Here is a 13,705-nt window from a genome sequence, read left to right as displayed (position 1 = left end):
GTTAGCGCCCCTCAAAGCGTTGAGCAACAGGTTTTTGCGGCGCGGGGGTGGCAGCCCCCCCATCCTGAGCGGGCGTCGTGCGAGGGGCGCTGCGAAAAATATCCCGCATCGCACCGGGTACAAACCCCGACAGCGGGTTCACCGAGACAGACGGGCTCTGCACCGTCCCGCCGATAGAGTAGTTGAAACCCAAAAGACCCTCGCCCTTGCGGGTCAGAAAACTGGCTATTCCGTTCAACATATATACAGGAGAGATCACACCCTGCAGCGCCATCTGGCCGGTGTCAGTAGCAAAGACACCATCCATAGAAATCCCAAGCGACGCCCCCGTCGCACTGGCTTGGGTCAGGTTGACGCGATTGGAAGACAGGCGAAAATCAGCTTCGACCGTGTCAAAATATATCCCGTCCCCGTTCAACTCGTTGATCAGCCCGACCACGGAAACCGCGTTCACCAGCGCTGCAATCGTCGGGGCGTCCTTGATACGAACGTCTTTAATCTCTGCATGACCGTCGAAAGCACCGCCCGATCCGGCGGGTACCAGGGTCAACGAAAGCGCGCCGCCGTGGACTTGTTGTGCAATGTTGGCAGACCTCAAAACGCCACCAGCATCGGTTGCCGTCAATTGCACCGCGCTACGGCCATCCTTGGGTACGACGCGACCCGAAACCGGCGCACCCCCGTTCAAGGCTGCCGTGAACCGTCCATCCAGGCCACGCGCGACGTTAAATTCGCCCTGCATTACTGTCAGGGCAATTTTATCCGTGACTTGCAATCGATCCAGCGACAACAACATCGGCGGGCTCGCGACCCTGCTGGGCTTGCTTTTTCCGAGCTCCGCCCTGCGCAAATCAAGACGGCCGCCTTTCACCACCACCTGCACCGGGCGGCCTGCCCCCTGCCCAATCAGATCCACAGGCACATCCAGCCAGTTCCCGACCTGCAATCGGTGAAAATGCAATCTGTCCAACGCACCACTTGGGTGCAATGTGACATTTCCCTGCGCCGACAGCCCCGCGGCGCTGATCTTCAAGGTATCGACGTCTGGAACCGGCCCAAGCCGCCCCGATATCTCCAACGTGCCCGTCTGGGATCGCGCTTTGGTCCAGCCGATCTGTGGAACGGTGATGCTCAAACCCCGCAGATCCGATGTGACAGAAAAATCTGGGGGCTGGCCTTTAACCAGATCCATCGCGAACCACGCCCGCCCTTCACCTGCGATCGTATCAGGGGGCAGCGCGATCTTGAAAGTCTCGAGCGTTTTGGCGTTCAGCGCAATATCTGCCCTGACACTGCTCGCAGCGCCCGGCTTCCCGAAGGGTTGGGACCATTCGCCGTCAAAGGGAACGCCGTCCAGCGCGCCCTCGCCCTTGATCGTCAGGCCGCTGTTGGACGCGTTCAATGTCAGCTGGTCGGCGCGCAGCGCGCGATCTTTGACCAGGCGGTCGCTTTGGAATTCCGCCAGCGTTCCGTTGATGTCGAAGATGGTCAGCTTCGGGTCAGAGCCTTTTTTCATCGGAAAGGACAAAGTGCCCGCCAACTGGGCCCGTGCATTGGCGACGTCAACCGGCAGGTTGGCCTTGTCCATCGCCTGCAACGGGGGCCGGTTCAACAGCGCCAGGATCGAGGTGATGTCCGCATCGGCGCGCAACCGAACGATGCCGGGAGGGCCGTCCTTGACCGTGGCATCCGGCATGATGAACGAAGACCCGTTCACCGACACAGGCGTCTCGTCGGGCGGTGTGATCACCCCGGTATCCACGCTGACAACAAAGCGATTGCGCGAAAGGCTCGCATGACCGCTGCCGTCGGTGATATTCGGCATGGTGCGCAAAAATCGAACCTCGGCACCCTGAAAATCAAAGTCGAGGTATGCTTGCGGTGCCTCGCCTGGCTTCAAGCGAAAGGCAAGGTCAACATCGCTCAACGCGCCGGCGTAGATATTTTCGTCCACCCACTTGCGGGTTTTTGGTTTGACGTTTTCTGGCCAAAGCTCAAGCAGGCGCGCTGGTTTCAACGCGTTCAACCCAGCATCCAGTGCAACTTGCCACCCCTGCGGCCCCGCCCGCAAATCCCCCGACAGATTCAACGTCGTCCCCCCGTCAACGATATCCATACGGCCGACGGACATGTGAAACGGGTTGAACGTGATTTTGGCATCTAGGTCGGCACCCTCAATCGAAACCGGGACGTCATAAATATCGGCAGGGTCAGCCACCAGATCGCGCAGACGGACCTGTGCGACCAGCTCGCCCAGTTTACCGCTGTCATCGATACCCAGACTTGCGGCCCCCTCGATCCGGCCCGACACCCATTTGCTTTCGACCGAAAGCTCGTCAAAACGCAGCAGACGCTGATCTGGGTCATAGCTGAAATAGCTGCGGGCCCCGTCAAAGGGGATCGGCGTAGCACGTTCATTGGGTTGAACCACCCCGGCCCCGATCTGCAGCGTCGCGTTCAGCGGCTCGAAGGTACCGTCCTCGTCAAGGCTGCTGCGCACCGAACCGGAGATAGACGCGCGCAGGACTTTCAACCAAGCAAACGCTGGGTTCTGCACCGCGATGTCACCCGCGCTCACGCCATCGAAATTCACGCCGAACTGCGACGCGGTATCACCGATTTTGCTGCTGTAGTTGGCAGAAAGCGTGGCAACATCCGCCCCCCCGCCCAAAACGGCGAGCTCGGCCGTCATCCGCAGGTTATCGCCTTCGCGGTCCAGCAACAGCCGCCCGCCATCGACAGTCCACATCCTGTCGGACTGCAGATCGGTGTAGCGCAAGGTCAGGGCGCGCAGCTCTATCGACCGCAGCCGCGACAGCGCCTTCGTCTCGAACACCGTATCAAGCTGGCCGATCAACTGCGGCATCGTGGCCGCCCGCCGCTCTGCCGGGGCAGTCCCGCTTGCTGCGCTCAGCGCGACGCGGCCATCCTTATCGCGACGCAGATTGGCCACCACCCCGGACATCGCAATATCGCGCGGCTGCACATCACCCGCCAGCAGACCCTGAATGGAAAAACTGGCGCGCACTTCACGGAAGGCGGCAAAGCTAACCCCTTGGGGGTTGGTGATATTCACGTCGCGCAGCCGAACGCGCGGCCGCCACCCTTCGTCCACGATCAGCACCATCTCTCCAAAGCCGATCCGAGCAAGCGGCATATCTTTGGCAAACCGCTCTTCGATCCGCGTCTCGAGCCATTCCGGCACGACAATGGGGCTGCGGATCATATAGATGGCAGCCCCCGCGATGGTGGCAACAATCAGCGAAATAACCAGCAGCGACCATTTGGTGGCTTGCCAAAGTCGTCTCCGCTTGGGGCTGCGGGGGGCTGCGCTGGTGTTGGGCATGGGCGTCCGGTTTTTAGGGCGGCTTGGGGTTTAAGTTTCGCCAAGCCCGACTAGTATGACAGTGCAGACAACGGCTTCCAATACATAAGAAAGTGACCCATGCCAGAGATTTCCCAACCTGCACCAGACTTTACGCTTCCTGTGACGGGGGGTGGCGAAATTTCGCTCTCCGATCTGCGGGGCAAGGCTGTGGTTTTGTATTTCTACCCCCGTGACGACACGCCGGGCTGCACCAAGGAGGCCGTGGGGTTTTCCGAACATCTTGAAGCATTTGCCGACGCCGGTGCCGTGGTTTTTGGCGTATCCCGTGACACGATGGCAAAACACGACCGTTTTGCGGCCAAACATGCCCTGACGGTCCCCCTGCTGGCTGATATCGATGGGGCCGTGACCGAAGCCTATGGCGTCTGGGTCGAAAAGAATATGTACGGCAAAAAATCCATGGGGATCGAACGCGCCACCTATCTGATCGATGCGAGCGGCAATATCGCCCGCATCTGGCGCAAGGTGAAAGTCGCCGGTCACGTGGAAGAGGTACTGGACGCGGTGCGCGCGCTATGATCGCGCTGGCCCAAATGGCGGAAAACGTGCTGCGCACTGCGGATGGCCGTGAAAAAACTGCGCTTTCTCACAAGTACGCAGCCGAGTGGCGGGCTGCCCGCGCCGCAGGCGAGACACCGGAAATCGGCACGTCAAACCCGCCGTTGCGCCCCGCCCGCCCCGACCAGCCAGAACTCTTGTCGCCCCGCGATGTCCCCCACCGCAAGCCCGGATCGCCCGAAGGGCGCATCGCCTTGCTGCACGCCGTGGCCCATATCGAATTGAACGCGGTTGATCTGCACTGGGACATTATTGCGCGCTTTACCGATGTTAAAATGCCGATGGGATTTTACGATGATTGGGTCAGCGCCGCCGACGATGAATCCAAACATTTCAATCTGATGTGCGATTGCCTTGAAGCTTTGGGCAGCCACTACGGGGCCTTGCCCGCCCATGCCGGTATGTGGCGCGCTGCCGAGGATACGGTGGATGATTTCATGGGTCGTCTCGCCGTTGTGCCTATGGTGCTTGAGGCGCGCGGGCTGGATGTGACGCCCAATATGATTCAGGTGTTCAAAAGCGCCAAGGCCACGCAGGCCGTCGACGCGCTTGAGGTGATTTACGCCGAAGAGGTCGCGCATGTGGCCTATGGGTCAAAGTGGTTCCACTTCCTGTGCGGGCGTCACGAGCTTGACCCGAAAGAGGCGTTCCACGATCTGGTGCGCACCTATTTCCACGGTGTTCTCAAGCCCCCGTTCAATGAAGAGAAGCGGGCAGAGGCCGGGATTCCACCGGATTTTTACTGGCCCTTGACCGAGAGTGTTTAAAATATTCGCCCTCCAAACCGTTGAATCGGCAATTTATTGCCAAATTTGTCGTTAAACTTTCATTAACCGCCGGTGGGAAAGTCTGAAGGGTTGCCCGACGGACCCCCACTGGCTAAGCACGGCGGGTGACAATCAGCACGCGGTGGGGGCCTTGCGTGCTGTGACAGGGACGGAACAAGGATACCACGCGTGCGGACAAGGTTTGCGATCAAAATTCATTCGGCGCTTGAACGGTTTTTTCCCGAACGCCGCGTTTTCCTGAAATCCGATACCGACACACGCTTTATCCGCCTGCGCCCCGTTACCCAGCTTTTCGTCTTCACCGGGGCCTCTTTGTTTGTGGCCTGGTCGATCGTCGCCACCGCCGTGATCCTGATGGACAGCATTGGGTCGGGCAATTTTCGCGAACAAGCCAAACGCGACCAACGCACCTATCAGGCCCGGTTGAGCGATCTTTCAGCGCAGCGCAATGGACGCGCGGAAGAGGCCGTCGCCGCGCAGGAACGGTTTAACGCCGCGCTGAAGCAGATTTCGGTCATGCAGTCCGAGCTGCTGCAATCCGAGACGCGCCGCCGCGAGCTTGAGACCGGCATCGAAGTCATTCAAAGCACCCTGCGCGACACGATGAAAGACCGCGAAGCTGCGCGCACCCAGGTCGCCGAACTGGAAGGGGCCGCCGCCGGCGAAGGTAAAGCGACACGCGCTGCCAACGGGTCCTCCGCCCCGATTTCCCTGCTGGCAGAGGCGCTTGAGCGTACCGCCGCCGAACGCGATCAGGTGGTGATTGATGCGCAAGACGCGCTGATTCAGGCGGATGAACTGAACCAGAAGCTGGCCTTGATGCGCGAACAGAACGACGCGATTTTCCGCCAGCTTGAAGAGGCGATGACCGTTTCTGTTGCCCCGCTTGATAAAATGTTCCGCAGCGCGGGCATGCCGACCGACCGGATGCTGGCCACCGTGCGCCGCGGTTATTCCGGTCAGGGTGGCCCGCTGATGCCGTTAAGCTTTTCCACACGGGGGGAAGCTCCTTCCCCGGACACCCTGCGTGCCAACCGTCTGCTTGGCCAGATGGACAAGCTGAACATGTACCGCATTGCCGCGCAAAAAGCGCCCTTTGCGAACCCGCTGAAATCCTCTTTCCGCTTCAGCAGCCCGTTCGGCTACCGCCGCGATCCCAAGACGGGGGGCCGCCGGATGCACAGCGGGACAGATTTCGCCGCCGGTATGGGCACGCCCATCCACTCCACCGCCGAAGGGGTTGTGACCCACGCGGGCTGGAGCTCTGGCTACGGGCGACTGGTTAAAATCCAACATGAATTCGGGGTCGAGACACGTTACGCACACATGTCTAAATTGCGCGTAAAAGTCGGCCAAAGGGTATCGCGCGGACAGCGGATAGGTGATATGGGAACATCAGGACGGTCTACTGGTGTCCACCTGCATTACGAAGTCCGTGTCGGTGGCAAGGCTGTAAATCCAATGATCTTTATCAAGGCTGCAAACGATGTTTTCTAAAAGCAAAATCAATGATCCCGCTCCTAAGTCCGACGCAGACACGTCCAGCACCGCTGCACCGTCATCCTCTGCACCGGCTGCGCCCAAGCAAAGCGAATTCAAGGCCAGCGCGCCCAAGGCAAAACCACCTGCCTCCGTGCTGTCCTCCGATCTGCACATCACCGGCAACCTGAAAACAACCGGCGACATCCAGGTTGAAGGCACAGTGGAAGGCGACATTCGCGCCCATCTGCTGACCATCGGCGAAACCGCGACCATCAAAGGCGAAGTGATCGCCGATGACGTTGTGATCAATGGCCGCATCGTCGGCCGCGTGCGCGGTTTGAAAGTCCGCCTGACATCGACCGCCCGCGTCGAAGGCGACATCATCCACAAAACCATCGCCATCGAATCCGGTGCGCATTTCGAAGGCTCCGTTCAGCGTCAGGACGACCCGCTGAACCCCGGCGCGAAATCTGCCCCTGCGCAAAAGCCGAACCCGGCGTCCTGATCGGACAAGGGTGATGAATGTGAAAGGGCGTCGCACTATTGCGACGCCCTTTTTCGTTGTGATATCAAAATCTTAGACTCCGAAGTGCTGCGCGACCAAGGTGGGGCAAAGGCGCAAGCGCCCCTGCCCTACGCGATGATTATTCGGTCACCTTGACCTCGACCATACGGTCGGGCGTGCCGGTGACAGCGCCGTTGCCACCGGTCCCGCGTTTGATCGCGTCCAGCACGTCCAACCCTTCGGTCACTTTGCCCACAACGGTATATTGCCCGTTCAGGAAGTTCCCTTGGTCAAACATGATAAAGAACTGCGAGTTCGCGGAATCCGGGCTCTGGCTGCGAGCCATGCCGACAACACCGCGGTCAAAGGGGATGTCCGAGAATTCGGCAGGCAGGTCAGGCAAGTCGGAACCGCCCATGCCCGCGCGGCCTGTGTCCCCACCGGCCTTGCCAAATTCAACGTCACCGGTCTGCGCCATGAACCCGTCGATCACGCGGTGAAACACCACGCCATCGTATGCCCCTGCTTCGGCCAGCTCTTTCAGCCGTGCCACATGCGCGGGGGCCACATCTTCGGCCAAATCGATCTTGATGGTGCCTTGCGCTTCGCCATCCACGGTGATCGCCAGACCATCCGCGAAAGCCGCCCCTGCCATCACGGCAGAGGCAACGCCTGCTGCAATCAGATTACGCATCCGCGGCAACCTTGACGCTGATCATGCGATCAGGGTTCGCCGGCGGCTCGCCACGGGTGATCGCGTCGACATGTTCCATCCCCGAGATGACCTGACCGTAAACGGTGTATTGACCGTTCAAGAAGTCGTTGTCTTTGAAGTTGATGAAGAACTGGCTGTTCGCGCTATCGGGGTTGGCGGAACGCGCGGCACCGATGCTGCCACGAGCGTGCGGCACTTTGGAGAATTCGGCTGGCAGGTTCGGCATGTCCGACCCACCGGTCCCCGCGGCGCGCAGGTTGAAATTGTCTTCCATGTTGCCGTTGGCCACGTCGCCCGTCTGCGCCATGAACCCTTCGATCACGCGGTGAAAGGCCACGTTGTCGTATTTACCGGCGCGGGCCAGTTCCTTTATACGCTCTACGTGTTTGGGGGCCACATCTGGCAACAGCTGGATGGTGACAGTGCCGCCCTTCAGTTCCATCAGGATCGTGTTTTCGGGGTCTTTGATCTCGGCCATGCCGGTCTCCTTTAAGAATTTCGTTGGCAATTACCTAGGACGTGCAAGCGCAATTGCCAAGCGGGTCCATTGACCCTGACGGCAATAACGGCAAAACACGACGGGAATTGTGGTTTTACACGAGGGACAAGATGGGCTGGAAAGCATTGGATGACATGGACCTGCGCGGCAAGCGGGTTCTGGTGCGCGTGGATATCAACGTGCCGGTTGAAAACGGCAAGGTAACGGACGACACCCGCATCCAGCGGATCATCCCCACCCTGCGCGACATTCTGGAACAGGGTGGCACCCCTGTGCTGCTGGCGCATTTTGGCCGCCCCAAGGGCAAGCGCGTGCAGGACCTGAGCCTGCGTGTCGTCCTCCCCGCGCTAGAGGATGCCTTAGGCCGCAAAGTCGTACTGGCCGAAACGCTCGAGGCCGCCGAGGCGGGCACCGAAGAGATCAACGCCGCCGATGTATTGCTGCTTGAAAACATCCGTTTCTATCCGGGCGAGACCGAGAACGACCCCGATTTTGCCAAACGTCTGGCCGGTTTGGGCGACATCTATTGCAACGATGCCTTCTCTGCCGCGCACCGTGCCCATGCGTCGACCGAAGGGGTCGCGCGGCTTTTGCCCTCTTGTGCGGGCCGTTTGATGCAGGCCGAGCTTTCGGCGCTTGAGGCCGCGCTGGCCACCCCGAAACGCCCCGTGGGCGCGGTGGTGGGCGGTGCCAAAGTATCGACCAAGATCGAGCTGTTGGAAAACCTCGTGAACCGGCTGGATCTGTTGGTGATCGGGGGCGGCATGGCCAATACGTTTCTGGGCGCGCAGGGCGCAGATCTGGGCAAGTCCCTGTCTGAACCCGATTTTTACGACACCGCCAAGGATATTCTGGCACAGGCGGAAAAGGCCGGCTGCCGCGTCTTGCTGCCCGTAGATGGGCTTGTCGCGCGGGAATTCGCCGCCCATGCGGCGCATGAGGTCGCAGCCCTTGGGGCCGATACCGTACTGGCGGCGGACCAGATGGTACTGGACGCAGGCCCAAAGACGGTTGAACTGGTCAAAGACGCGTTTAACGGCCTGAAAACGCTGATCTGGAACGGCCCCATGGGCGCGTTCGAGATCGCCCCCTTCGACACCGCGACAGTCGCCGCGGCCAAGGCAGCGGCTGCGCTGACACGCGACGGCGCGCTAATCTCGGTGGCGGGCGGTGGCGACACCGTGGCCGCATTGAACCAGGCGGGTGCGGCGGATGATTTCACCTATATCTCCACCGCGGGCGGTGCCTTCCTTGAATGGATGGAAGGCAAGACCCTCCCCGGCGTTGCCGCGCTGGACGCCTGACCTTATCCCCCGCCAGTCGTGGCACAGCGATGCGACTGGCGGGAAAGATATGCGACATCCTTGCCCAACCCCCTAAAAAGATGAACATTTTCTTGCCAATCGCAAGACGGGGGATTCCCTTCGCGAATCACCTGTGTCATACTGGGGGAACGTCCACTAAGAGACGATTAAAGGCAGATACATGAACCGCAGCAGCAAACCCGCTTTTGGCACTCTCTTGTTTTTCGCGATCGCCTTCGCGCTGAGCCTCTATTTCGCCTTCGCGGCGATTCAGGGGAACTATGGCCTGTTCCGCCGTGCCGAGATCGTGGCCGAAGCGCAGGATCTGCGGGTACAGCTTGCACAGGTGCAGATTGATGTGGCGCGGATGGAGAACCTGACCCATCGTCTGTCTGACGAATATCTTGATCTCGATCTGCTGGACGAACAGACCCGCAAGGTGCTGGGGATGATCCGCGCCGACGAAATCGTGATCCGCTGATCCCCGCGCATCATCCGGCATAATCCCCCGCAGCGTCATAAAAAATTCACGTCCCGCCAGCAGGGTATTGCGTGACCTGTAAATGCCTCTCGCCATCATTGCTCGAATCCGATAAGAGATAGTTTAACGCTAAACTATTTTGCGCGTGCGCGGGACAAACTACGGAGGAATTGCCCCATGGCTGCCCAGAAACCGACGAAAAAGACAAACGCCAGCGCTGAAGAGCTCAAGGCCTATTACCGCGATATGCTGCTGATCCGGCGGTTCGAGGAAAAAGCGGGCCAGCTTTACGGCATGGGTTTGATCGGTGGTTTTTGCCACCTTTATATCGGACAAGAAGCGGTGGTTGTCGGGCTTGAAGCCACGGCCAAGGACGGCGACAGCCGCATCACCACCTACCGCGACCACGGGCATATGCTGGCCTGCGGCATGAACCCCGACGGGGTAATGGCCGAACTCACCGGCCGCGAAGGCGGCTATTCCCGCGGTAAGGGCGGGTCCATGCATATGTTCTCTAAGGAAAAGAAATTCTATGGCGGCCACGGCATCGTGGGCGCGAACGTCCCCCTTGGCGCGGGCATCGCCTTTGCGGACAAGTATAAGGGCAATGACAACGTTACCTTTACCTATTTCGGGGATGGTGCCGCGAACCAGGGTCAGGTCTACGAGACGTTCAACATGGCCGCCCTGTGGAAACTGCCGGTGATTTTCATCATCGAAAACAACCAATATGCCATGGGCACCTCGCAGCAGCGCTCTACCTCCAGCGCTGAAATCTGGGAACGCGGCAAGGCTTTCGGCATCCCCGGCGAAGCGGTGGATGGCATGGATGTGCTGGCGGTCAAGGACGCGGGCGAACGCGCGGTAAAACACTGCCGCTCGGGCGACGGCCCCTATATTCTGGAAATCAAGACATACCGCTATCGCGGGCATTCCATGTCGGACCCGGCCAAATACCGGACCCGCGAAGAAGTGCAGAAAATGCGCGACGAACGCGACCCCATCGAACAGGTGCGCAACATCCTTCTGGAACATAAACACGCCAGCGAGGACGATCTGAAAGCGATCGACAAAGAGATCAAGGAAATCGTTAACGCAAGCGCGGAGTTTGCCAAAGAAAGCCCCGAACCCGCGGCGGAAGAGCTTTGGACAGATATCTACGCAACCGAAGTCCCACAGGAGGCTTGAACCATGGCAATCGAAATTCTCATGCCCGCACTGAGCCCCACAATGGAAGAAGGCACGCTTGCCAAATGGCTGGTCAAAGAGGGTGACACCGTGTCCTCGGGTGACATCATGGCCGAGATTGAAACCGACAAGGCCACGATGGAATTCGAAGCCGTCGACGAAGGCACCATTGGCAAGATCCTGATCGACGCCGGCACCGAAGGCGTCAAGGTCAACACCCCCATTGCCGTGCTGCTGGAAGACGGTGAAGACGCCTCTGACATCGATAGCGCGTCCAGCGCCGCACCGGCGGAACAGACCAAAGCCGACGACAGCGAAGACGCCAAATCCGACAAAGCGCCCGCCGCTGCCAAGCCCGACGCCGAGGCCCCGAAGGCACCGGAAACCGACACCACCCCCGACTGGCCCGAAGGCACCAAGCTGAAACAGCAGACCGTCCGCGAGGCCCTGCGCGACGCCATGGCCGAAGAAATGCGCCGTGACGAAGATGTGTTCCTGATGGGCGAGGAAGTCGCCGAATACGAAGGGGCCTATAAAATTTCCCAAGGCCTGCTGGACGAATTCGGGGCCAAGCGGATCATTGACACGCCGATCACCGAACACGGGTTTGCCGGTATCGGTGTGGGTGCTGCCTTTGGCGGGCTGCGCCCCATCGTCGAATTCATGACCTGGAACTTTGCCATGCAGGCGATCGACCACATCCTGAACTCCGCCGCGAAAACGCTCTATATGTCCGGCGGTCAGATGGGCGCGCCAATGGTCTTCCGCGGACCAAACGGTGCCGCTGCCCGCGTCGGCGCGCAGCACAGCCAGGATTACGCCGCGTGGTATATGCAGATCCCCGGCCTCAAGGTGGCGATGCCCTACTCTGCCTCCGATGCCAAAGGCTTGATGAAAACCGCGATCCGCGACCCCAACCCCGTCGTTTTCCTTGAAAATGAAATCATGTACGGCAAATCCTTCGATGTGCCCGATGTCGACGACTATACTGTCCCCTTCGGCAAGGCCCGCATCTGGCGCGAGGGCACAGATGTCACGATCGTCAGCTTTGGCATCGGCATGACCTATGCGCTGGAAGCCGCTGAAAAGCTGGCCGAAGAAGGCATCGACGCCGAAGTCATCGACCTGCGCACCCTGCGCCCGATGGACACCGCCAGCATCATCAAGTCGGTGATGAAGACCAACCGCCTTGTCACCGTCGAAGAGGGCTGGCCGCAAGGCTCCGTCGGGAATTACATTTCAAGCGTGATCATGCAGGAAGCCTTTGACTATCTGGATGCGCCGGTGATCAACTGCACCGGCAAAGATGTGCCCATGCCCTATGCTGCAAACCTCGAAAAACTGGCGCTTGTCACCACGGACGAGGTCATCGCAGCGGTCAAAAAAGTCACCTACAAGTAAGGAGCGGTCCACATGCCCATAGAAATCCTCATGCCCGCCCTCAGCCCCACGATGGAAGAAGGTACGCTGGCGAAATGGCTTGTCTCCGAAGGGGATAGCGTCTCCTCCGGTGATATCCTGTGCGAGATCGAAACCGACAAGGCGACGATGGAATTCGAAGCCGTCGACGAAGGCACCATCGGCAAGATCCTGATCGGTGACGGCAGCGAAGGCGTCAAGGTGAACACCCCCATCGCCGTGCTGCTGGAAGAGGGCGAAGAGGCGTCAGACATTGACAGCGCCCCTGCCCCGGATGTCAAGGACAGCGCCAAGGAAGATGCCCCCGACCAGGACGCGGCCCCTGAAAAAGGCTACGGCCGCGGCGAAAGCGACGCCAACGACACAAGCACATCCGCCCCCGCCGCGCCCAAGAGCAGTGACGGCAAACGGCTATTTGTGACACCGCTGGCCCGTCGCATCGCGGCAGACAAAGGCGTGGACCTGGCCGAACTCTCCGGCTCTGGCCCGCATGGTCGCATCATCAAAGCAGATGTGGAGGCAGCCTCCGCCGGTAGCGCCAAAGCCAAACCGGCCGAAAGCACAGAAACCGCCAGCGCACCGGCAGCCACAGCGGCCCCTGCCGCCGGCCCTTCCGCCGACGCCGTGATGAAAATCTACGAAGGCCGCGCGTTCGAGGAAATCTCCCTCAACGGCATGCGCAAGACCATCGCCGCGCGCCTGACCGAAGCCAAACAGTCGATCCCGCATTTCTATCTGCGCCGCGACATCGAGCTCGACGCGCTTCTGAAGTTCCGCGGTGAGCTGAACAAACAACTCGAAGCCCGCGACGTGAAGCTGTCGGTCAATGACTTCATCATCAAGGCCTGTGCGCTGGCGCTGCAAACCGTATCTGACGCCAATGCCGTCTGGGCCGGTGATCGCATCCTCAAGCTCAAGCCCTCGGATGTGGCCGTCGCCGTGGCCATCGAGGGCGGCCTGTTCACGCCTGTGCTGAAAGACGCCGAGATGAAATCGCTCTCGACCCTCTCGGCCGAGATGAAAGACCTCGCCACCCGTGCACGCGACCGCAAGCTTGCGCCGCATGAATATCAGGGCGGCAGCTTCGCCATCTCGAATCTCGGCATGTTCGGGATCGACAACTTCGATGCGGTCATCAACCCACCCCATGGCGCGATTTTGGCCGTCGGCGCGGGCGTCAAGAAACCCGTCGTCGGCAAAGATGGGGAGCTCGCCGTCGCCACGGTGATGTCTGTCACCCTCTCGGTCGATCACCGCGTCATCGACGGTGCCTTGGGCGCGCAGCTGCTCAGCGCCATCAAGGACAATCTCGAAAACCCCATGATGATGCTGGCGTAACCCCTCTTCTAAATGGATCCAAATCCTCGGGGGTCCGGGG

12 protein-coding genes are annotated in these 13,705 nt (G+C 60.1%); 9 read left to right on the top strand and 3 right to left on the bottom strand.

What is annotated here, in order from left to right; all coding sequences use genetic code 11:
• Position 1: 1 nt before the first annotated feature.
• Complete coding sequence (locus tag EE36_RS13015; protein WP_005852956.1) at positions 2–3,346, bottom strand: DUF3971 domain-containing protein; 3,345 nt, start codon at positions 3,344–3,346, stop codon at positions 2–4.
• 99 nt (positions 3,347–3,445) lie between these two features.
• Here EE36_RS13015 and EE36_RS13010 point away from each other — a divergent pair, with 99 nt between their 5' ends.
• From EE36_RS13010 to EE36_RS12995, 4 genes are all read left to right on the top strand, one after another.
• Positions 3,446–3,907 carry a peroxiredoxin gene (locus tag EE36_RS13010; protein WP_005852954.1) on the top strand — a complete coding sequence of 154 codons (462 nt, stop codon included), beginning with the start codon at positions 3,446–3,448 and terminating at the stop codon, positions 3,905–3,907.
• Positions 3,904–4,713, top strand: coding sequence for a ferritin-like domain-containing protein (locus EE36_RS13005; RefSeq protein ID WP_005852952.1), 810 nt, complete (start codon positions 3,904–3,906; stop codon positions 4,711–4,713). Before EE36_RS13010 ends, EE36_RS13005 begins: the two co-directional genes overlap by 4 nt.
• Positions 4,714–4,902: 189 nt before the next feature.
• On the top strand, positions 4,903–6,231 hold the full coding sequence (locus tag EE36_RS13000; RefSeq protein ID WP_005852951.1) for a M23 family metallopeptidase: 1,329 nt from the start codon (positions 4,903–4,905) through the stop codon (positions 6,229–6,231).
• Positions 6,221–6,721, top strand: coding sequence for a polymer-forming cytoskeletal protein (locus tag EE36_RS12995; protein WP_005852949.1), 501 nt, complete (start codon positions 6,221–6,223; stop codon positions 6,719–6,721). The genes EE36_RS13000 and EE36_RS12995 overlap by 11 nt, the downstream gene beginning before the upstream one ends.
• 139 nt (positions 6,722–6,860) lie before the next feature.
• Here the strand turns inward: EE36_RS12995 and EE36_RS12990 are convergent, their stop codons facing one another.
• Positions 6,861–7,415: a peptidylprolyl isomerase gene (locus EE36_RS12990; RefSeq protein ID WP_005852947.1), complete on the bottom strand. Its 555-nt coding sequence runs from the start codon at positions 7,413–7,415 to the stop codon at positions 6,861–6,863.
• The gene (locus EE36_RS12985) at positions 7,408–7,914 is read right to left on the bottom strand and encodes a peptidylprolyl isomerase (protein ID WP_005852945.1); all 507 of its coding nucleotides are present in this window, start codon (positions 7,912–7,914) and stop codon (positions 7,408–7,410) included. The genes EE36_RS12990 and EE36_RS12985 overlap by 8 nt, the downstream gene beginning before the upstream one ends.
• A 131-nt stretch (positions 7,915–8,045) precedes the next feature.
• On the opposite strand from EE36_RS12985, the gene pgk reads away from it, so the two are divergent.
• From pgk to EE36_RS12960, 5 genes are all read left to right on the top strand, one after another.
• On the top strand, positions 8,046–9,239 hold the full coding sequence (gene pgk / locus EE36_RS12980; RefSeq protein WP_039911909.1) for a phosphoglycerate kinase: 1,194 nt from the start codon (positions 8,046–8,048) through the stop codon (positions 9,237–9,239).
• 181 nt (positions 9,240–9,420) lie between these two features.
• Positions 9,421–9,720 carry a septum formation initiator family protein gene (locus EE36_RS12975; RefSeq protein ID WP_005852941.1) on the top strand — a complete coding sequence of 100 codons (300 nt, stop codon included), beginning with the start codon at positions 9,421–9,423 and terminating at the stop codon, positions 9,718–9,720.
• A 177-nt stretch (positions 9,721–9,897) separates the two neighbouring features.
• The gene (gene pdhA / locus EE36_RS12970; RefSeq protein ID WP_005852939.1) at positions 9,898–10,908 is read left to right on the top strand and encodes a pyruvate dehydrogenase (acetyl-transferring) E1 component subunit alpha; all 1,011 of its coding nucleotides are present in this window, start codon (positions 9,898–9,900) and stop codon (positions 10,906–10,908) included.
• A gap of 3 nt (positions 10,909–10,911) precedes the next feature.
• On the top strand, positions 10,912–12,309 hold the full coding sequence (locus tag EE36_RS12965; protein ID WP_005852937.1) for a pyruvate dehydrogenase complex E1 component subunit beta: 1,398 nt from the start codon (positions 10,912–10,914) through the stop codon (positions 12,307–12,309).
• A gap of 12 nt (positions 12,310–12,321) precedes the next feature.
• Positions 12,322–13,665: a pyruvate dehydrogenase complex dihydrolipoamide acetyltransferase gene (locus EE36_RS12960; protein ID WP_005852936.1), complete on the top strand. Its 1,344-nt coding sequence runs from the start codon at positions 12,322–12,324 to the stop codon at positions 13,663–13,665.
• The last annotated feature ends 40 nt before the right edge of the window (positions 13,666–13,705 follow it).

Origin of the sequence: Sulfitobacter sp. EE-36, from assembly GCF_000152605.1 — a bacterium.
Taxonomy (GTDB): Bacteria; Pseudomonadota; Alphaproteobacteria; order Rhodobacterales; family Rhodobacteraceae; genus Sulfitobacter; species Sulfitobacter pontiacus.
Note: the sequence above shows the minus strand (reverse complement) of the source record. Positions and strands in the feature narration are given on the sequence as shown.

Excerpts from the sequence above, each read along its gene's own strand:
- EE36_RS13015 (WP_005852956.1), bottom strand. The coding sequence starts at position 3,346 with ATGCCCAACACCAGCGCAGCCCCCCGCAGCCCCAAGCGGAGACGACTT.
- EE36_RS13010 (WP_005852954.1), top strand. The coding sequence starts at position 3,446 with ATGCCAGAGATTTCCCAACCTGCACCAGACTTTACGCTTCCTGTGACG.
- EE36_RS13005 (WP_005852952.1), top strand. The coding sequence starts at position 3,904 with ATGATCGCGCTGGCCCAAATGGCGGAAAACGTGCTGCGCACTGCGGAT.
- EE36_RS12995 (WP_005852949.1), top strand. The coding sequence starts at position 6,221 with ATGTTTTCTAAAAGCAAAATCAATGATCCCGCTCCTAAGTCCGACGCA.
- EE36_RS12990 (WP_005852947.1), bottom strand. The coding sequence starts at position 7,415 with ATGCGTAATCTGATTGCAGCAGGCGTTGCCTCTGCCGTGATGGCAGGG.
- EE36_RS12985 (WP_005852945.1), bottom strand. The coding sequence starts at position 7,914 with ATGGCCGAGATCAAAGACCCCGAAAACACGATCCTGATGGAACTGAAG.
- pgk (WP_039911909.1), top strand. The coding sequence starts at position 8,046 with ATGGGCTGGAAAGCATTGGATGACATGGACCTGCGCGGCAAGCGGGTT.
- EE36_RS12975 (WP_005852941.1), top strand. The coding sequence starts at position 9,421 with ATGAACCGCAGCAGCAAACCCGCTTTTGGCACTCTCTTGTTTTTCGCG.
- pdhA (WP_005852939.1), top strand. The coding sequence starts at position 9,898 with ATGGCTGCCCAGAAACCGACGAAAAAGACAAACGCCAGCGCTGAAGAG.
- EE36_RS12965 (WP_005852937.1), top strand. The coding sequence starts at position 10,912 with ATGGCAATCGAAATTCTCATGCCCGCACTGAGCCCCACAATGGAAGAA.
- EE36_RS12960 (WP_005852936.1), top strand. The coding sequence starts at position 12,322 with ATGCCCATAGAAATCCTCATGCCCGCCCTCAGCCCCACGATGGAAGAA.